At 63.0% G+C, this 17,993-nt stretch carries 16 protein-coding genes and 1 pseudogene; 13 read left to right on the top strand and 4 right to left on the bottom strand.

Going from position 1 to position 17,993, the window contains the following annotated elements; genetic code table 11:
* Window positions 1-59: 59 nt before the first annotated feature.
* Window positions 60-914 (bottom strand): MetQ/NlpA family lipoprotein, encoded by an 855-nt coding sequence (locus tag O7A60_RS02245; protein ID WP_337104817.1) that lies wholly within the window; start codon window positions 912-914, stop codon window positions 60-62.
* A 351-nt stretch (window positions 915-1,265) separates the two neighbouring features.
* On the opposite strand from O7A60_RS02245, the gene O7A60_RS02240 reads away from it, so the two are divergent.
* The 13 genes and pseudogenes from O7A60_RS02240 (at window position 1,266) to O7A60_RS02180 (ending at window position 14,882) form a co-directional block, all read left to right on the top strand.
* A complete protein-coding gene (locus O7A60_RS02240; protein WP_337104816.1) occupies window positions 1,266-1,748 on the top strand; it encodes a hypothetical protein in 483 nt (160 codons plus the stop codon).
* A 197-nt stretch (window positions 1,749-1,945) separates the two neighbouring features.
* The gene (locus O7A60_RS02235) at window positions 1,946-3,040 is read left to right on the top strand and encodes a transporter substrate-binding protein (protein WP_337104815.1); all 1,095 of its coding nucleotides are present in this window, start codon (window positions 1,946-1,948) and stop codon (window positions 3,038-3,040) included.
* Window positions 3,037-3,664, top strand: a pseudogene (locus tag O7A60_RS02230) (ANTAR domain-containing response regulator). Before O7A60_RS02235 ends, O7A60_RS02230 begins: the two are co-directional and overlap by 4 nt.
* A complete protein-coding gene (locus tag O7A60_RS02225; RefSeq protein WP_337104813.1) occupies window positions 3,642-4,547 on the top strand; it encodes an ABC transporter permease in 906 nt (301 codons plus the stop codon). The pseudogene O7A60_RS02230 and the gene O7A60_RS02225 overlap by 23 nt, the downstream one beginning before the upstream one ends.
* Window positions 4,544-5,464: an ABC transporter permease gene (locus O7A60_RS02220; protein ID WP_337104812.1), complete on the top strand. Its 921-nt coding sequence runs from the start codon at window positions 4,544-4,546 to the stop codon at window positions 5,462-5,464. The genes O7A60_RS02225 and O7A60_RS02220 overlap by 4 nt, the downstream gene beginning before the upstream one ends.
* Window positions 5,465-5,516: 52 nt before the next feature.
* A complete protein-coding gene (locus O7A60_RS02215; RefSeq protein WP_337104811.1) occupies window positions 5,517-7,160 on the top strand; it encodes an ABC transporter substrate-binding protein in 1,644 nt (547 codons plus the stop codon).
* Window positions 7,150-8,094, top strand: coding sequence for an acetamidase/formamidase family protein (locus O7A60_RS02210; protein WP_337104810.1), 945 nt, complete (start codon window positions 7,150-7,152; stop codon window positions 8,092-8,094). The genes O7A60_RS02215 and O7A60_RS02210 overlap by 11 nt, the downstream gene beginning before the upstream one ends.
* Window positions 8,095-8,302: 208 nt before the next feature.
* Window positions 8,303-10,063, top strand: a complete 1,761-nt coding sequence (locus O7A60_RS02205) for an ABC transporter ATP-binding protein (protein ID WP_337104809.1) — start codon at window positions 8,303-8,305, stop codon at window positions 10,061-10,063.
* A gap of 233 nt (window positions 10,064-10,296) precedes the next feature.
* A complete protein-coding gene (locus tag O7A60_RS02200) occupies window positions 10,297-11,499 on the top strand; it encodes an ABC transporter substrate-binding protein (RefSeq protein ID WP_337104808.1) in 1,203 nt (400 codons plus the stop codon).
* A gap of 11 nt (window positions 11,500-11,510) precedes the next feature.
* A complete protein-coding gene (locus O7A60_RS02195) occupies window positions 11,511-12,290 on the top strand; it encodes an ABC transporter ATP-binding protein (RefSeq protein ID WP_337104888.1) in 780 nt (259 codons plus the stop codon).
* Window positions 12,283-12,993, top strand: a complete 711-nt coding sequence (locus O7A60_RS02190; protein WP_015314622.1) for an ABC transporter ATP-binding protein — start codon at window positions 12,283-12,285, stop codon at window positions 12,991-12,993. Before O7A60_RS02195 ends, O7A60_RS02190 begins: the two co-directional genes overlap by 8 nt.
* Window positions 12,994-13,000: 7 nt before the next feature.
* Entirely contained in the window at window positions 13,001-13,888 is an 888-nt protein-coding gene (locus tag O7A60_RS02185) for a branched-chain amino acid ABC transporter permease (RefSeq protein ID WP_337104807.1), read from the top strand.
* 22 nt (window positions 13,889-13,910) lie between these two features.
* Window positions 13,911-14,882: a branched-chain amino acid ABC transporter permease gene (locus O7A60_RS02180; RefSeq protein ID WP_337104887.1), complete on the top strand. Its 972-nt coding sequence runs from the start codon at window positions 13,911-13,913 to the stop codon at window positions 14,880-14,882.
* Between the two features lie 337 nt (window positions 14,883-15,219).
* Here the strand turns inward: O7A60_RS02180 and O7A60_RS02175 are convergent, their stop codons facing one another.
* The 3 genes from O7A60_RS02175 to O7A60_RS02165 all read right to left on the bottom strand — a co-directional run bounded on the left by O7A60_RS02175 (window position 15,220) and on the right by O7A60_RS02165 (window position 17,818).
* Window positions 15,220-16,335: a glycosyltransferase family 9 protein gene (locus O7A60_RS02175; protein WP_337104806.1), complete on the bottom strand. Its 1,116-nt coding sequence runs from the start codon at window positions 16,333-16,335 to the stop codon at window positions 15,220-15,222.
* A gap of 149 nt (window positions 16,336-16,484) precedes the next feature.
* Complete coding sequence (locus O7A60_RS02170; protein ID WP_337104805.1) at window positions 16,485-17,183, bottom strand: hypothetical protein; 699 nt, start codon at window positions 17,181-17,183, stop codon at window positions 16,485-16,487.
* The gene (locus tag O7A60_RS02165) at window positions 17,180-17,818 is read right to left on the bottom strand and encodes a hypothetical protein (RefSeq protein ID WP_337104886.1); all 639 of its coding nucleotides are present in this window, start codon (window positions 17,816-17,818) and stop codon (window positions 17,180-17,182) included. The genes O7A60_RS02170 and O7A60_RS02165 overlap by 4 nt, the downstream gene beginning before the upstream one ends.
* Between the last annotated feature and the right edge of the window lie 175 nt (window positions 17,819-17,993).

Genomic DNA, 17,993 nt, shown 5'->3' with positions numbered 1-17,993 from the left:
GGCCCGCGCATTGCGCGGACCGCTGTCCCGGTCAAAGGCACATCAGTGCCCGGATGGTCTTAATAGGCGCTGAGGCCTGTGCCTTTGTAGACCTTGTCGAACTCGGCCTTGACCGCGTCGTTCTGGTAGGACGCCACCAGCGTCTTCACCCAGGCCTCGTTTTCGTTGCCGGCCTTCACCGCGATGAAGTTACGGTAGGGATTGTCTGCGATAGGCTCCTGGGCGATGCGGCTTTCCGGCGTCAGGCCGCTTTTCAGCGCCCAGTCGGTGTTGACCACGGCGGCGTCGAGGTCCTCGACCGAACGGCCGACGATGCCGGCGTCGAGTTCCTTGATCTCGACCTTCTTGGGATTTTCGGCGATGTCGGCGGTGGTGGCGAGAATGCCGGTGCCGTCCTTTAACTTGATCACGCCCTCATTCTGCAGCACGCGCAGCGCCCGGCCTTCGTTGGACGGGTCGTTCGGCAGGCCGATCACCGCGCCCTCCGGCAGGTCCGCGACCTTTTTGTACTTCTTTGAGTAGAGGCCGATTGGCCACACGCCGGTATAGCCGACGCGCACGATGTGATAGCCCTGCGTCTTGATCTGGTTGTCGAGATAAGGCTGGTGCTGGAAGGCGTTGGCGTCGATCTCGCCGCGCTCCAGCGCCTCGTTGGGCTGGGTGTAGTCGTTGAACACCACGGTCTCGATGCTCAGGCCCTTCTCGGCGGCTTTAGCGACCACGACGCGCCAGACATCCTCGTCCTCGCCGCTGATGATGCCGACCTTGATCGCCTTCTTGTCCTCGGCGAACGACGCATGCGGTGCCATCAGGCTGCCGATCGCAACAGCCGAGGCGAATAGCAGAGCCAGGCCGCTGCGGCGGTTCAGGGTTGACCTAAGGGAAAAAGACGAAGTGTTGGTGAGGTCGGACATGATTGATCTCTGCGGTTGTGAAGTCATGGCAGCAAGGCGGATTGCCCAAGCTTGGTCACATCGTCAGAAATTCTATCGATTTTATCAAAGAACATGTTTCGCCGTTCTCGGCAAAGCCGGGAATATTCTCTCAAAAATTCCGGGGAAGGGAGCACGAGACGCGCTTCGAGGACATCGCCCGGAAATGATGGACGTCCTTCGTCCGGCGGGTTCATCCATGGCGAGCGGAAGTGCAAAAAAGCTCCGCGGCTTGCCCAGCCACCTTTTCGTGAAGGCGTGCGGGTTGATCCGGCGGTCTGCTTGCCTAGGTAGAGAGGGCGGCCGGGCGCCACGCGATCTCAACCAATCGGTATGACATTTCCCTGTATTCGAAAGCTTGCCCTTTCTGGCCTCATCGTCGTCGTCCAGTCTTCCTGCGTCGTTCCCGACGACACGTCGCGCATGACCAAGGTCGATCCCACCGCGGCGGCGGCTCGCAAGGAGATGGTCGGCCTCAGCGAAGCCGACGTTCGAATGTGCGCGGGGTTTCCGACCGCCACCGCGGATGTCGGCCAGTCCGGGCAGATCTGGACCTATAAGCGCGTCGTTCAGCGCGGCAATCTCAGCGTCGTCGTTCCTGCCTTGGCCTTGGGGGCCATCCCGACGGTCGGCGGTTCCGTCAATGTCGCTCCCGGCGGCTACTGCGACACGCAGGTTCGCATGGTCGGCGGCCGCGTCGCCGAAGTTGCCTACGCCGGCGACAACAACCTGCCGAACAAGCGCGACGCGCTTTGTGTCAGCACCGTGGATGCTTGCGTGGCCTATGCCCGCCAACACAGGCCGGCGGCCAAATAGCGGCAGCGGATTTCGCGGGAATCAGCGAGGGCCGGACACTCGGTGTTTGACGCGGATAGCGTTGAGGGCTTGACTGAGCCGCCGGACCGAATACGCTAAGGTAAATACCGGCTCTGATCGCCGGGCGGCAAACATGCCTCGTATGCCTCGCCTTTCCCGGCGCTGGCTGCGGGGCATTGTCATTTCTGGGGTTCTGTTTGAAACGGCGCATCGAGATCGGCATCCTCTATTCTCGCTCCGGGAGCTATCAGCTCGTTTCCGATGCGTGCCGCATCGGCGCCATGCGCGCCATCGCCGACATCAATGCCGACAGGAGCTCGGGCATCGAGTTGGTGCCGGTTGAGCGCGATCCGCAAAGCAATGCCGACCGCTACGCGACGCTGTGCGAGGACATTTTCAGGACCAGCAGCGCGCGCCACGTCGTCGGCTGCGTCACCTCCTGGAGCCGCAAGGAGACGATTCCGGTGCTGGAAAAGGCCGGCGGCATGCTCTGGTACGCCTGCCCCTATGAAGGCTTCGAGGCCAACGAGCATGTCGTCTACATGCATGCCTGCCCCAACCAGCATCTGGTGCCGCTGCTGGCCCATGTCGTGCCGCGCTTCGGCGCCAACGGTTTTCTGCTCGGTTCGAACTATATCTGGGGCTGGGAGATGAACCGCGTCGCGCGCGACCTGATCGCCGACGCCGGCGGCAAGGTTTTGGGCGAGCGCTATCTGCGCATCGGCGAGACCGACGTGTCGCGGCTGATCGCCGAGATCCGGGCGACGCGGCCGAATTTCATCCTCAACAATCTGATCGGCACCTCGTCCTATGCCTTCCTGGCGGCCTATCGCGATCTGGCGGACGAGGATGCGGCTTTCAGTCCCGACTCCTGCCCAGTGATCTCCTGCAACCTCACCGAGGGTGAACTGCCGGCGATCGGCGAAACGGGCAAGGGCCATCTATCGGTCGGGCCTTATTTCGCGCCAAGGCCGGCCGCCTTCGCCTCCTCATTCGAAGCCTCCGCCTATGCCTCGGTGCAAGTGATGGCCGACGTGCTGTCGCGCGACCCCGACGCCGGTCCGGCGGAATTTTCAAAAGCCTTCGCCGAACGGCGCTTCTCCACCCGGCTCGGCCCGATCGCCATCGATGCGCACTCCCAGCACGCCACGCTGCCTGTCATCATCGGCCGGATCGCGGATGGCTACTTCGAAGTCGTCAGCCGCGACGACGAGGTCGCGCCGGACCCCTATCTGTCGCGCTACGACCCCGCAAAAACATTCGGCCGGCCGCGCTTGCGGGTGGTGTCGTGAGCCGGACCCCGCGCATCCCCAATCTCGGCGGCGCCAGGGCCTTTGTCCTGCATCGTCCGCACTCGACGGTGCAGGCGATCACCAGGCAATTGTCGGCTATCGGCCTGGTCACCGTCGACTGCTGGCCGGAACTGGCGCCGGAAGCGCTGGCTGCCGACTTCGTCTTCTTCGACGCCGATCTCGGTTTCGACGAGCAATTCCCCTGGAAGCCGGGCGAGGCGCCGATGCCACTGGTGGCGTTGATCGGCTCCGAGGCGCCCGGCCGCATAGAATGGGCGCTGTCGCACAAGGCCGACGCCCAGCTCCTGAAGCCGGTCGGCAATGCCGGCGTCTACAGCGCGCTGCTCATCGCGCGCCAGGGGTTCGAGGCGAGAAAACATTTAGCCGGCGAGATCGCCGCGCTGCGCCAGCGCGTCGCCGAACGCCAGACCATCGTGCGGGCTGTCTCGGCTTTGTCGAAAGGCAGCGACGACGACCGCGCCTATGCGCAGCTGCGCTCGCTGGCGATGAGCTGGCAGATCAGCGTCGAGGACGCCGCACGACGTATCGTGGCGATGACCGAAGGCTTAACGGGAGAGGCCAAGATCGGGGAAGAGCGGCGATGACCAGTCCCATCGCGCCTGATCTCATGGCCGGGCGCATGCCGGCCAAGCCGCGCGCCGGCATCTGGCGCCGGCTGGTCAAGCGCCGCCTTGCGCTGCTCGGCCTGGTCATCGTCGCCGTCGTCGTCGCGGGCGCGATCCTGGCGCCGTGGCTGACCGGCTATGATCCCAACGAGCAGATGTTCGACGGCCTGACCATCGAGGGCTCGCCTTTGCCGCCGAACGCGAAATTCTGGCTAGGCACCGACCTGCTCGGGCGCGACCTGTTGACCCGCATCCTCTATGGCGCGCGCACCTCGCTGATCATCGGCATCGTCGCCAATGGCGTGGCGCTGTTCATCGGCACGCTTGTCGGCGTCACCGCGGGCTATTTCCGCGGCTGGATCGGCAGCGCGCTGATGCGCTTCACCGATCTGATGATGGCCTTTCCCGCGCTTCTGCTCGCCATCTGCCTGGCGGCGGTATTCCAGCCCAGCCTGTGGATCGTTGCCATGGTCATCGCCCTGGTCAACTGGGTGCAGACCGCCCGCGTCATCTACACCGAGACGTCTTCGCTCGCCGAACGCGAGTTCATCGATGCCGAGCGCACCATCGGGGCGAGCGCGCCGCGCATCCTGTTTCGCCACGTCCTGCCGCATCTCCTGCCCACCATCATCGTCTGGGGCACGCTCGGCATCTCGACCACCGTGCTGCTCGAAGCCACGCTCTCCTTCCTCGGTATCGGCGTGCAGCCGCCGACGGCGTCCTGGGGCAACATCATCTTTGAGAACCAGACCTACTTTCAGGCCGCGCCCTGGCTGGTGTTCTTCCCCGGCGCCGCGATCCTGGCGCTGGCGCTGGCCTTCAACCTGATCGGCGATGCGCTGCGCGACATCCTCGACCCGACGCAGAGGGGCCGGGCATGATCGCCTATCTCGGCCGCCGCCTGATCCAGTCGCTGCTGATCCTGCTCGGCGTCTCGCTGATCACTTTCGCGCTGCTCTATCTCCTGCCCGCCGATCCGGTGCGCCAGATCGCCGGCCGCAGCGCCACACCGCAGACGGTCGAGAACATCCGCCAGCAGCTCGGCCTCGACCAGCCCTTCGTCGTCCAGTACTGGCATTACCTGACCAAGCTCGTCAGCGGCGATCTCGGCCGCTCCTATATCCAGCGCTCCGAGGTGACCGAGCTCATCGTCTCGCGGCTGCCGGCCAGCCTGCTTCTGATGCTCGGCGCCATTTTGTGCGAATTGCTGATCGGCCTCTCCATGGGCCTGATCGCCGCCGTCAAGCGCGGCACCGCCACCGACCAGACCTTGATGGTCGCCTCTTTCGTCGGCGTCTCGGCGCCGCAATTCGTCGTCGGTCTGCTGCTGCTCTATGTCTTTGCCGTACGGCTCAGCTGGTTCCCGATCGGCGGCTACGGCACCTGGCGCCACCTCGTGCTGCCCTCGCTGACCATGGGCATCCTCGGTGCCGGCTGGTACGCGCGCATGATGCGCTCGTCGATGATCGACGTGCTGCGCCAGGATTATGTGCGCACCGCGCGTGCGAAAGGCATCGCGCGCGGCGCCATCATCTTCCGCCATGCGCTGCCCAACGCTATCCTGCCGGTCATCGCCATGATCGGCATCGACATCGGCATCTTCATGGGCGGCATCGTCGTCGTCGAAAGCGTGTTCGGCTGGCCAGGCATCGGCCAGCTCGCATGGCAAGCCATCCAGCGCGTCGACATCCCGATCATCATGGGCGTCACCCTGGCCTCGGCCTTCGCCATCGTGCTCGGCAACCTCTTGGCCGACATCATCGCGCCCTTCATCGATCCCCGTATCAAACTGAGATGAGCGTCAAGCTCGGATGAAACCAAGAACACAAACAGAGAAAGGGAACATAACAATGAAAAAGTTTCTCGCATCGACCGTGGCCGCATCGGCGCTGGCGCTGATGCTTGGCATGACGAGCGCCCGGGCCGAGGACACGATCGATCCCAACGCCAAGCAGGGCGGCGCCATCACCATCACCTACAAGGACGACGTCGCGACCCTCGATCCGGCGATCGGCTATGACTGGCAGAACTGGTCGATGATCAAGAGCCTGTTCGACGGGCTGATGGACTACGAGCCCGGCACCACCAACCTCAAGCCCGACCTCGCCGAGAGCTACGAGATTTCGCCCGACGGCAAGACCTTCACCTTCAAGCTGCGCCATGGCGTGAAGTTCCACAATGGCCGCGAGATGACCGCCGACGACGTCAAATATTCGCTCGACCGCGTCACCAATCCGAAGACGCAGAGCCCCGGCGCCGGCTTCTTCGGCTCGATCAAGGGCTATGAGGATGTCGCCGCCGGCAAGGCCGAAAGCTTAGCCGGTGTCACCGTCGTCGACCCCTACACGGTGAAGTTCGAACTGACCCGCCCGGACGCCACCTTCCTGCATGTCATGGCCATCAACTTTTCGCATGTCGTGCCGAAGGAGGAGGTCGAGAAATACGGCGCCGATTTCGGCAAGCACCCGGTCGGCACCGGCGCCTTCAAGCTGGCCGAGTGGACGCTCGGCCAGCGCATCGTCTTCGAGCGCAACCCGGACTACTGGCACAAGGGCCTGCCGCATCTCGACAAGATCACCTTCGAGATCGGCCAGGAACCGATCGTTGCGCTGCTGCGCCTGCAGAAGGGCGAGATCGACGTGCCCGGCGACGGCATTCCGCCGGCAAAATTCCAGGAGGTGATGGCCGATCCCGAGCAGAAGGCGCGCGTCGTCGAAGGCGGCCAGCTGCACACCGGCTACGTCACCATGAACACCACCATGGCACCGTTCGACAATGTGAAGGTGCGCCAGGCCGTCAACATGGCGCTCAACAAGGCGCGCATCATCCAGATCATCAACGGTCGCGCCGTGCCGGCCAACCAGCCGCTGCCGCCGTCGATGCCGGGCTACGACAAGGAGTACAAGGGCTATCCCTATGACGTCGCCAAGGCCAAGGCGCTGCTGGCCGAGGCCGGCCATCCCGATGGCTTCGAGACGCAATTGTTCGCCATGAACACCGACCCCAACCCGCGCATCGCCCAGGCGATCCAGCAGGACCTGGCGGCGATCGGCATCAAGGCCAGCATCCAGTCGCTGGCGCAGGCCAACGTCATTGCCGCCGGCGGCGACAAGGCCGGCGCGCCGATGATCTGGTCGGGCGGCATGGCCTGGATCGCCGACTTCCCCGATCCGTCCAACTTCTACGGCCCGATCCTTGGCTGCGCCGGCGCGGTTCCCGGCGGCTGGAACTGGTCGTGGTATTGCAACAAGGATCTCGATGCCAAGGCGGCCGAGGCCGACTCGGTGGTCGACCCGGCCAAGGCCCCCGAGCGCGACAAGATGTGGAGCGCCATCTACGACAAGGTGATGGAGGACGCGCCCTGGGCGCCGGTCTTCAACGAGCAGCGCTTCACCATGAAATCGGCCCGCATGGGCGGCGCCGACAATCTCTATGTCGACCCGGTCCATATCCCGATCAACTACGACAATGTGTACGTAAAAGATGTGCAATAACTGCGACTACACCATCCACGGGCGCCATCACCATTTCGGCTGGGACAATTCGTTTGTCCCGGCTGAGCGTGTGGCGCCCGGCTCGACCATCGAGTTCCAGTGCCTGGATGCCGGCGGTGGCCAGCTGAAGCCGGATAGCACCGCCGCCGACATTGCCAAGCTCGACTTTGGCCAGATCAATCCGGTCACCGGGCCGATCTTCGTCGAGGGTGCCGAGCCGGGCGACGCGCTGAAGGTGACGATCGAGATGTTCAAACCGTCCGGCTTCGGCTGGACGGCGAACATTCCGGGTTTCGGCCTGCTCGCCGACGACTTCAAGGAGCCGGCGCTGAACATCTGGAAATACGACGCCGTCTCGCTCGAACCGGCATTGTTCGGCAAAAACGCGCGCGTGCCGCTGAAACCATTCGCCGGCACGATCGGCAACGCGTTGGCCGAGATGGGCCACCACTCGGTGGTGCCGCCGCGCCGCGTCGGCGGCAATCTCGACATTCGCGATCTCGCCGCCGGCACCACGCTCTATCTGCCGGTGGAGGTGGCGGGCGCGCTGTTCTCGGTCGGCGACACCCACGCCGCGCAAGGCGACGGCGAGGTCTGCGGCACGGCGATCGAAAGCCCGATGGATGTCGTGCTGAAACTCGATTTGGTGAAAGATGCGCGGCTGAAGACGCCGCGCTTCACCACGCCGGGGCCGGTGACCAGGCATCTCGATGCCAAGGGTTATGAGGTGACGACGGGGATCGGTCCGGACCTGATGAGTGGCGCGAAGCAAGCGGTTACCCAGATGGTCGACCTGCTCGCCGGCCGCTACCAGATCGACCCGGTCGAAGCCTACATGCTGGCCTCGGTCTGCGGCGATCTCCGCATCAGCGAGATCGTCGACATGCCGAACTGGGTGGTGTCGTTCTATTTTCCCCGTTGCGTGTTTGAATGAAGTTGGGTCAGCGCCGCACCCCCCTCTGCCCTGCCGGGCATCTCCCCCTCAAGGGGGGAGATCGGATGTCACCTCGGTCTTCGCCAACCATCATCATCATCAAGAAGGCGAGTCGGCGAAGCTGCCAATCTCCCCCCTTGAGGGGGAGATGTCCGGCAGGACAGAGGGGGGCGTGCCGCAACAAACTTCTCAGAATCCTGTCCTCGCAATGACCCCAGACCGCATCCTCACCATAACCAACCTCTCCGTCTCCGTACGCGGCGAGGAGGGCTCCCGCGAGGTCGTCTCCAACCTCTCCCTGACGCTCTCCCGCGGCGAGACGCTGTGCATCGCCGGCGAGTCCGGCTCCGGCAAATCCATGACCGCGCTGGGCATCATGCAGCTCCTGCCGCAGCCCGCCGCGCGCATCTCCGCCGGCACGGTCCATTTGGGCGAGACCGAGCTGACCGCCCTCGACGAACGCCGGATGCGGCGCATTCGCGGCGACCGCATCGCCATGATCTTCCAGGAGCCGATGACCTCGCTCAACCCGGTGCTGTCGATCGGCCGCCAGCTCACCGAATCCATCGAGGCGCATACCAGCCTGTCGCCCAGCCAGGCCCGCCAGCGTGCCGTCGAGGCGCTGAAGGCGGTGCGCATTTCGGAAGCCGAAAGCCGGCTAAGACAATTTCCGCATGAACTGTCGGGCGGCATGCGCCAGCGCGTGATGATCGCCATGGCGCTGGCGCTGGAACCGGACGTGCTGATCGCCGACGAGCCGACCACGGCGCTCGACGTTACCGTACAGGGCGAGGTGCTGGAACTGCTGCGCGACCTGCAGCATAAGCATGGCACCAGCGTCATCCTGATCACCCATGACATGGGCGTGGTCGCCGAAATGGCCGATCGCGTCATCATCATGCGGCATGGGCGCATGGTCGAGGAAGGCAAGACATCGGACATTTTCGCCCGCCCGCAAGCCGACTACACGCGCGAGCTGCTGGCCGCCGTGCCGCGCATCGGCAGTGGCGCCGGCCGCCAGCAATCGAAGGAGATCGCCGAAGCCGCAATGCCGGCCAATGTCGCGGAGGTGAACGACCTCCACGTCCGCTTCGACCTGCGCGGCGGCATTCTCGGCCGGGTCACCCGCCGCGTGCACGCCGTCGAGGGCGTCAGCTTCTCGATCGCGCCCAACGAGACGCTGGCGCTGGTCGGCGAATCCGGTTGCGGCAAGTCGACCACCGCCAAGGCGCTGGCCGGGCTGGTGCCGTATAGCGGCGACATCGTTGTCGGCGGCCGCAATTTGTCCGGTCTCGGCCGCGACGAGCGCAAGGCCGTGCGTCGCGACGTGCAGATGATCTTCCAGGATCCTTTCGCCTCGCTCGACCCGCGCATGCGCGTCGGCGACCTCGTCGCCGAACCGCTGGTTATCCACGGCATCGCCTCGAAGGAAGAGCGTCGCGAGCGGGTGGCGGCCCTGTTCGACCGCGTCGGCCTGTCATCGGACCAGATGGAGCTCTATCCGCACGAATTCTCCGGCGGCCAGCGCCAGCGCGTCTGCATCGCCCGGGCATTGGCGCTCAGGCCAAAACTGATCATCGCCGATGAAAGCGTCTCGGCCCTCGATGTCTCGGTGCAGGCGCGCGTGCTTGACCTGTTGAAGGAATTGCAGCGCGAATTCGGCGTCGCCTATCTCTTCATTTCGCACGACATGGCCGTGGTCGAGAACATCTCCGACCGTGTCGCCGTCATGTATCTCGGCCAGATCGTCGAGATGGGCACGCGCGACCAGGTTTTTTCGAACCCGCGCCACCCCTACACGAAGCGCCTGATCGAAGCCGTGCCGGTGCCCGATCCCGCGCAGCGCAGAAGCCGTTTTGCCCGCCTCGATCAGGAGATACCCAGCGCCACCCGCCGGATCGGCGAGGCACCGCTGAAACTGGCGCTGAGCGATGTCGGCAACGGCCATCTCGTCGCCCCCGAGGGCTGAAGCTGCCCGGGATGTGGTTCAAACAAGCTCGGTGTGCTCCCGATCGAGCTTCACATGTTCGTGTCCCGTCCTGAGCTTTCCCGCTGGCGTCACGCTATCGGGTCGGCCTTGCCGTCATGAAATCCGCGGCCGCCCCTTGCCCTTCCGCCTGATTTTCCTAATGTTCCTTGGTGCTTGCGGATGACGACCGTAGAGGGCGGCCGGATTCATCCACACTGGGAGGAAGTAGACTCATGAAGCTATGCTATGTCGTTTCCGCCGCGCTCCTTGCGGCCACCACCGCCTCGGCCGCCGAGATTTCCGATGGCAAGGTCAAGATCGGCATCCTCAACGACCAATCCGGCGTCTATGCCGATTTCGGCGGCAAATGGTCGGTCGAGGCGGCCAAGATGGCGGTCGAGGATTTCGGCGGCAAGGTCCAGGGCGCGCCGGTCGAGATCATCAGCGCCGACCACCAGAACAAGCCCGATATCGCCTCCAACATTGCACGGCAGTGGTATGACACCGAACAGGTCGATGCCATCATGGAGCTGACGACCTCTTCGGTCGCGCTCGCCGTGCAGGGGATTTCCAAGGAAAAGAAGAAGATCGACATCGTCACCGGTGCGGCGACCACCGACCTCACCGGCAAGCAGTGCTCGCCCTACGGCTTCCACTGGGCCTATGACACCCATTCGCAGGCGGTGGGCACCGGCGGCTCACTCGTGCAGCAGGGCGGCGACAGCTGGTTCTTCGTCACCGTCGACTATGCCTTCGGCTATTCGCTGAAGGAGCAGACCGCCAAATTCGTCGAGAGCCATGGCGGCAAGGTGCTGGGCGAGGTGCGTTATCCCCTCGGCGCGACCGATTATTCGTCCTTCCTGCTGCAGGCGCAATCGTCGGGCGCCAAGGTCATCGGGCTCGCCAATGCCGGCCTCGACACTTCCAATTCCATCAAGCAGGCGGCCGAGTTCGGCATCGTGCAGGGCGGCCAGCGCCTGGCCGCGCTCCTGTTCACGCTGGCCGAAGTGCATGGGCTCGGCCTGCAGGCAGCGCAAGGCGTCGTGCTGACCGAGGGCTATTACTGGGACCGCGACGACAAGAGCCGCGAATTCGGGCAGCGCTTCTTCAAGCGCACCAACCGCATGCCGAACATGATCCAGGCCGCGACCTATTCGGCGGTGACGCAGTATTTGAAGGCGATCGACAAGGCCGGCACCGACGAGACCGAAGCGGTCGCCAAGCAGCTCCATTCGCTGCCGGTGGACGACGCCGTCATCACCGGCGGCAAGGTCCAGGCCGACGGCAACATGGTCCACGACATGTATCTCTACCAGGTCAAGGCGCCCAGCGAGAGCACCAAGGATTGGGACTATTACAAATACCTCGCCACCATTCCCGGCAAGGAGGCCTTCCTCAGCGAGAAGGAAAGCGGCTGTCCGACGGCCGCCCAGTGACCGGCGCGGCCATGGTGCCGCCCGACCTGAGCGCGGAAGCACCGCGGGTGGTGCTTTCCGCCCGCGGCCTGCGACGTGACTTTGCCGGCTTCGTCGCGGTCAAGAATGTCGACCTCGATGTCCGCCATGGCAACATCCATGCCTTGATCGGACCCAACGGCGCCGGCAAGACGACCGTTTTCAACCTGCTGACCAAATTCCTGGCGCCGACCAGCGGCAGGATCGAGCTGCTCGGGCACGACATCACCCGCACCTCGCCGGCCAGGGTGGCGCGGATGGGTCTGGTGCGCTCGTTCCAGATATCGGCGATCTTTCCGCACCTCAGCGTGCTCGACAATGTGCGCGTCGCGCTGCAGCGACCGGCGGGGCTCGGCGTCCAGTTCTGGCGCTCGCTGGCGGCGCTCGACCGATTGACGCCGCGCGCCATGGAGCTGCTGCGTTCCGTCGGCCTCGACGATGCCACGAACAGGCTGGCCGGCGATCTTTCCTACGGCAGGAAGCGCGTGCTCGAGATCGCCACGACGCTGGCGCTGGATCCCAAAGTGCTGCTGCTGGACGAGCCGATGGCCGGCATGGGTCATGAGGACGTGGCCACGGTGTCCGCCCTCATCCGGTCGGTGGCGAGCGACCGCGCGGTTATGATGGTCGAGCACAATCTGACCGTGGTGGCCGATCTCTGCGACTGGATAACGGTGATGCAGCGCGGCGAGGTGCTCGCGGCCGGCGACTACGCCACCGTCAGCCGCGACGAACGCGTCAAGGTTGCCTATATGGGCACCGCCGATGACTAGTGCTTCGCCCCTGCTCGCGGTCCGCGGTCTCAACGCCTGGTATGGCGAGGGCCATGCGCTGCACGGCGTCGATCTCGAAGTGTTTGCCGGCGAAACGGTCACCTTGCTCGGCCGCAACGGCGTCGGCAAGACGACGACGCTGCGCGCCATCATGGGCCTGATCCGGCGGCGCACCGGGAAGGTCGTTTTCGATGGCGCCGACCTGATGCGGCTGCCGCTGCACCGCACCGCGCACCAGGGCATCGGCTTCGTGCCGGAGGAACGCGGCATCTTCTCGACGCTGACCGTCGATGAGAACCTGGTCCTGCCGCCTGTCGTTGCCCCGGGCGGCATGAGCGTCGAGGAAATCTTCGATCTCTTCCCCAATCTGAAGGAGCGGCGCAACAGCCCGGGCACGCGGCTGTCCGGCGGCGAACAGCAGATGCTGGCGATAGCGCGCATGCTGCGGACCGGCGTCAAGATGCTGCTCCTGGACGAACCGACCGAGGGCCTCGCGCCTGTCATCGTCCAGCGCATCGGCGAGCTGCTGGCGACGTTGAAGCAGCGCGGCATGACCATCCTGCTGGTCGAGCAGAATTTCCGCTTCGCCAGCCGTGTCGCCGACCGTTTCTACCTGATGGAGCACGGCAAGGTCGTGGCCGGTTTTCCCACCGGCGAACTCGCGGACCGCATGACGCTGCTCCACGAAATTCTGGGTGTATGATGACGCCATGACGATGATCTTCGGCATCCCCGTCCAGGCATTGCTTGGCCAGTTGCTGGTCGGCCTGATCAATGGCTCCTTCTACGCCATGCTGAGCCTCGGCCTGGCCGTGATTTTCGGCCTGCTGCGCGTCATCAATTTCGCCCATGGCGCGCAATATATGCTGGGCGCCTTCATCGGCTATCTCCTGTTCACCCATCTCGGCATCGGCTATTGGCCGGCGCTGATCCTGGCGCCGCTGATCGTCGGCCTGTTCGGCGTCATGGTCGAACGCCTGGCGCTGTCGCGGCTCTACGACACCGATCCGCTCTACGGCCTGCTCTTCACCTTCGGCCTAGCGCTCGTGCTCGAAGGCATCTTCCGCTACTATTACGGCGTGTCGGGAAACCCCTACGCCGTGCCGCCGCTGCTGGCCGGCGGCACCAATCTCGGCTTCATGTTCCTGCCCATTTATCGCGGCTGGGTGGTGGTCGCCTCGCTGGTCGTCTGCTTCGGCACCTGGGCGCTGATCGAGAAGACCAGGCTCGGCTCCTATCTGCGCGCGGCAACCGAGAACCCTCGTCTCGTCCAGGCCTTCGGCGTCAACGTGCCGTTGCTTTTGACCCTCACCTACGGCCTCGGCTCAGCGCTCGCCGGCCTCGCCGGCATCCTGGCAGCACCCATCTATCAGGTCAGCCCGCTGATGGGATCGGATCTCATCATCGTCGTCTTCGCGGTGGTCGTGGTCGGCGGCATGGGATCGATCCTCGGCGCCATCGTCACCGGCTACATGCTTGGGCTCGCCGAAGGACTGACCAAGGTCTTCTACCCCGAGGCCTCCAACTTGGTGGTCTTCGTCATCATGGCGATCGTGCTTTTGGTCCGGCCGGCCGGCCTGTTCGGAAGGGACGCCTGACATGGCGGAACAGACATCCGACATGGCCGAGCTGACACTTCGCGAGGCATCGGCCAATCCGTCGGCAAGGCTCGAATGGGTGCTGGTCGGGCTCGGTATACTGGCGCTGCTGGCAGCCCCGTTCTTCGTCTACCCGATCTTCCTGATGAAGATGCTGTGTTTCGCGCTGTTTGCCTGCGCCTTCAATCTCCTGCTCGGCTACACCGGCCTCCTGTCCTTCGGCCACGCCACCTTCTTCGGCGGCGCCGCCTACTTCACCGCGCATGCCGTCAAGGTCTGGGGCTGGCCGCCGGAAGCCGGCATCCTGCTCGGCATGGCGGGCGCCGCACTGCTCGGCCTCGTCATGGGTTTCTTCGCCATTCGCCGGCAAGGCATCTATTTCGCCATGATTACGCTGGCGCTGTCGCAGATGTTCTTCTTCTTCTGCGTGCAGGCGCCGTTCACGCAAGGCGAGGACGGCATCCAGGGCGTGCCGCGCGGCGTCCTGTTCGGCATCCTCGACCTCAATGCCCCGATGAACATCTATTATTTCGTGCTTGCCGTGGTCCTGGCCGGCATCTTCGCCATCTGGCGCATCGTCAATTCGCCCTTCGGCATGATCCTGCGCTCGATCCGCGAAAACGAGAACCGCGCCATTTCGCTCGGCTATTCCGTAGCCAGCTACAAACTCGGCGCCTTCGTCATGTCGGCGGCGCTGGCCGGGCTCGCCGGCTCGCTCAAGGCGATCGTCTTCCAGTTCGCCACGCTCACCGACGTCACTTGGCAGATGTCGGGCGAGGTCATCCTGATGACGCTTCTGGGCGGCATCGGCACCATGGTCGGTCCGATCATCGGCGCCAGCCTCGTCGTCGGCCTGGAAAACACCCTGGCCACCTCAGGCTTCCCGGTGACCATCGCCACCGGCCTGATCTTCATGGTCTGCGTGCTGGTGTTTCGGCGCGGGATTGTCGGGGAGGTTTACGCGCGGGTGCTCGGGCGGGCGGGGAAGGGTTGACTGAGGATTTGCATCGCTACCGGCGATCCGGCACTTGCGAGGTAAGTGACCGTGTTGGGGCCGGAACCCGGTTGTCCGATATCACGATGAAACGGCAGTACCGCCCGAGCGCCGCAGCAAGGCAGGTTGGATGTGCACATTTGGGATACGATGAATGTTATTGAGAGCCAGCAGCGTTCAAAATGCTTTCGCGACTGAGCGCGTCGTCGCGCGGACTGGTGAAGTTTTACCGCCTGCCTATCACCGATTTGATGATCGCACGATCTCGTCGAAATAGGTCCGCAGTGCCTTCTTCACGGTTTCACGCGGGCCGGTCGTGGCTGTTTCTACCGGAGGTTCAATTGGCCGTTTCATTCGCCTGTTGCCTCACGGCATCTATCAGGTCTCGTGTCGCCTGGGCGACCTTGGCGACTGGTAGTCGATGAACGCAGTACACGCCGCCCGGATTGCCGGGTTTGCACAAATCGGGCGCAATGCACTGGCAAGGCAACGGCGGCTCAACGGTGCGGTGAAGCACCCCAAGAGGCCCCCAGATGTCGGGTGGCGTGAGGCCATAAAGGCCCACAACCGGGGTTCCGACTGACGCAGCCAGGTGCATTGGGCCGCTCTCGTTTCCCAGAAAAGTAAATGCATCCGCAAGCAAAGCAGTTAATGTCTCAAGCGAGATCTTACCAACAACGCTCGCCAATGGTGACATTGCCATGTTCAAGATTGCCTGCGCGGTTGCGCCTTCACCAGGTCCACCAACCAGTAGTGACCGCAGGCCCGTCGCTGCATAAACCTCGTCGATTACTGCAGCGAACCGTTCAGCTTGCCAACACCGCCCTTCGAACCTTGCTCCAGCGTGCACAGCGACGAAAGCTTTTACGGCCAGCTTGCTTTGCGCCAGAACCTGGGTAGACGCGCTTCGCCCGACCGGTGTGGGTTCAAGCCTCGGTGTCACTTCGCGTAATTCTATCCCAAGGGCTTCAAGCGGGGACAAATATCGGTACAAATAATGCGCGCCTCCACGACCGAAGGTTTCAGCAAATATATTAGCAGGCTGACCTTCCCAAAATTTCAGGGGCTTTTCCGGGGGGTTGTACCCAACGCGCAGCGGAGCGCCGAATGACCTGTGCAATATCCTTGACGTCTTCGAGTCAGTTACATCAATGGTGAGATCGAATTTTCGGCGACGGAGGTCAGCGACCAAGCTTGAATATTCCTTCACCCGCTGAAGCAGACTTCTACCAGCACTTCGACCGTCGAACCCGATGGCCACGTCCGCGATATTCTGGCTGATTACGAAGTCTCGCGAGCCAGGAGCGCAAAGCATGGCTATCGCAGCGTTTGGGTAAGCGAGGCGCAGATTTCGCACGAGCACCGAGGTCAGAATGATGTCCCCGATGTACTTCGTCTGAATAACGAGAATGGACTTGATAGTCTGCCGATCAACCATCGAGATATTCAGCACACCAACCTCCTGAAGGGCGGGTGATGTTGGTCGTTGGTCGGCTCGCATCTCCGAGAAATGGATATCTCTCTTTTCACCATCGGAGCTAGATCATCTTTGCTATAGCGTTCGGGACAGCCCATGTTGCAAACTTCCCTAAGAAGCACTCGTCATGGCATCTGTCCCTGCCACAAGGGCAATCCAGTTTCCGCAGCGAAGTCCCTATCCTCTGCGTAGATTGGCTCGCCTCTACTCACTACCAGGCGAAGCAAATCCGCATCTTCGTCGGCATGATATCGAAAGGCATTTCGGGTGTCGTATCCATGCCCAGCCTGGGACAGGGAAAACCCGCTGACTACAACAGGAGCGAAACCGGCGAAACGCGTCAACATGATCGCGAAGGCTCCGGTGGAGATTTTCCGGTGCCAGCCGCGGGACACATGATATTTGCCGCTAAGCCGCCAGACGATGTTGGCAAGTTGCCATTTGGTGAGCGCCTGCAAGGTATCAAAACGATAATTGAAGGTGCGACAACCAGCTTTCAGCTTGTCCTCAACGTCCGGCCAAACCGGTATGATCAGATGTTTTGCCTGCCGTCCCTTTAACAAATCGCGCTTGTAGAAGTCCTGTTCGCTCGCGCCGACTAAAATGCCGCGGCGGATGACGGCGATATCAGGAAGGCGGAGGCCGAACGTTTCCGCCAAAAGCTGGGAAGCATTGACGGTCACAAGTGCCCAATCGGCACCATGTCCCTCCGGGAGGCGAAAATTCGGCGCCGACCCCATCACCAAGGCGGGACCCGTGACCCTGGGCAAGCGAAGAGTTGGCATTGAGAAGATTGGCAAGAAATCCAAAAGCCGAGTTTTCATGCGGGAACCTGAACAGCATGTTCCTCAAACGCGCGCAGAATGCTCTCTTCTCGCCTCCACAATTCGTCCCATTGCGTGGTGCCGGACCAGCCCGCAAACCAAGGGCCGCCGAGCGTGTAGTGCGCCAGCGAGACATCGGCGGGATCGAGTTCCGAAGCCGAAGCCCCTACGAGGTAGTTCCATGCCAGAGGCAATTCCCCGATCTCGTGGTCCTCAAGCCATTTGAAGGCGTGGAGGTCACGTCCAGGCCACGTATTGAGCATCTCGTTGGTCAGCCGTTTGTTGGACGGATGATCTAGATTCCACAAAACGACCGACGACCAGTTTTTGCGGCGATAGAACGTCTGCATTTGTCCGTCCATCTTGACCGCCTCGGATTCGCGTTGCTCGTGCTTAACCGCCATAATCGCGTAGGAAGGATCGACTAGATCGAGCAGCTTGGCTGGATCCTTCAGAAACAGGACATCGCAATCGCAGAACATGGCCCAGCCGCCTTGCCTTATAAACGGAACGGCAAAGCGCGATATGGCAAACTCGGTCGCCATCGGTGCCTCGGAAATCGGGCACCAGAGCTTACCATCCCGTACCACCATCGGTCGCTTCATAATTCCTTGGGCTTCAAGGTCTTTGAGCACCAATGGTAATATCTGCAACGGCGTGCTTGTCCGCCGATAAGCGCTCCATCGCGCTACATCTAGAACGCGGGATTCCCGTGGATCATACCCAATGTAGATCGGAATCATGTCGCAACCCTATAATTGTGCAAATTTACACGAATTAAGCAGGGAAGCACTGCAAGCGAAAGACCCG

This window comes from Mesorhizobium salmacidum (SeqCode) (assembly GCF_037179605.1).
In the GTDB taxonomy this organism is placed as follows: Bacteria; Pseudomonadota; Alphaproteobacteria; order Rhizobiales; family Rhizobiaceae; genus Mesorhizobium; species Mesorhizobium salmacidum.
This window is presented reverse-complemented; position numbering and strand designations above follow the sequence as displayed.

Bases quoted from the DNA above. Each gene is read 5' to 3' on its own strand.
- O7A60_RS02245 (WP_337104817.1), bottom strand. From the start codon at position 914: ATGTCCGACCTCACCAACACTTCGTCTTTTTCCCTTAGGTCAACCCTG.
- O7A60_RS02240 (WP_337104816.1), top strand. From the start codon at position 1,266: ATGACATTTCCCTGTATTCGAAAGCTTGCCCTTTCTGGCCTCATCGTC.
- O7A60_RS02225 (WP_337104813.1), top strand. From the start codon at position 3,642: ATGACCAGTCCCATCGCGCCTGATCTCATGGCCGGGCGCATGCCGGCC.
- O7A60_RS02220 (WP_337104812.1), top strand. From the start codon at position 4,544: ATGATCGCCTATCTCGGCCGCCGCCTGATCCAGTCGCTGCTGATCCTG.
- O7A60_RS02215 (WP_337104811.1), top strand. From the start codon at position 5,517: ATGAAAAAGTTTCTCGCATCGACCGTGGCCGCATCGGCGCTGGCGCTG.
- O7A60_RS02210 (WP_337104810.1), top strand. From the start codon at position 7,150: ATGTGCAATAACTGCGACTACACCATCCACGGGCGCCATCACCATTTC.
- O7A60_RS02205 (WP_337104809.1), top strand. From the start codon at position 8,303: ATGACCCCAGACCGCATCCTCACCATAACCAACCTCTCCGTCTCCGTA.
- O7A60_RS02200 (WP_337104808.1), top strand. From the start codon at position 10,297: ATGAAGCTATGCTATGTCGTTTCCGCCGCGCTCCTTGCGGCCACCACC.
- O7A60_RS02195 (WP_337104888.1), top strand. From the start codon at position 11,511: ATGGTGCCGCCCGACCTGAGCGCGGAAGCACCGCGGGTGGTGCTTTCC.
- O7A60_RS02190 (WP_015314622.1), top strand. From the start codon at position 12,283: ATGACTAGTGCTTCGCCCCTGCTCGCGGTCCGCGGTCTCAACGCCTGG.
- O7A60_RS02185 (WP_337104807.1), top strand. From the start codon at position 13,001: ATGACGATGATCTTCGGCATCCCCGTCCAGGCATTGCTTGGCCAGTTG.
- O7A60_RS02180 (WP_337104887.1), top strand. From the start codon at position 13,911: ATGGCCGAGCTGACACTTCGCGAGGCATCGGCCAATCCGTCGGCAAGG.
- O7A60_RS02170 (WP_337104805.1), bottom strand. From the start codon at position 17,183: ATGAAAACTCGGCTTTTGGATTTCTTGCCAATCTTCTCAATGCCAACT.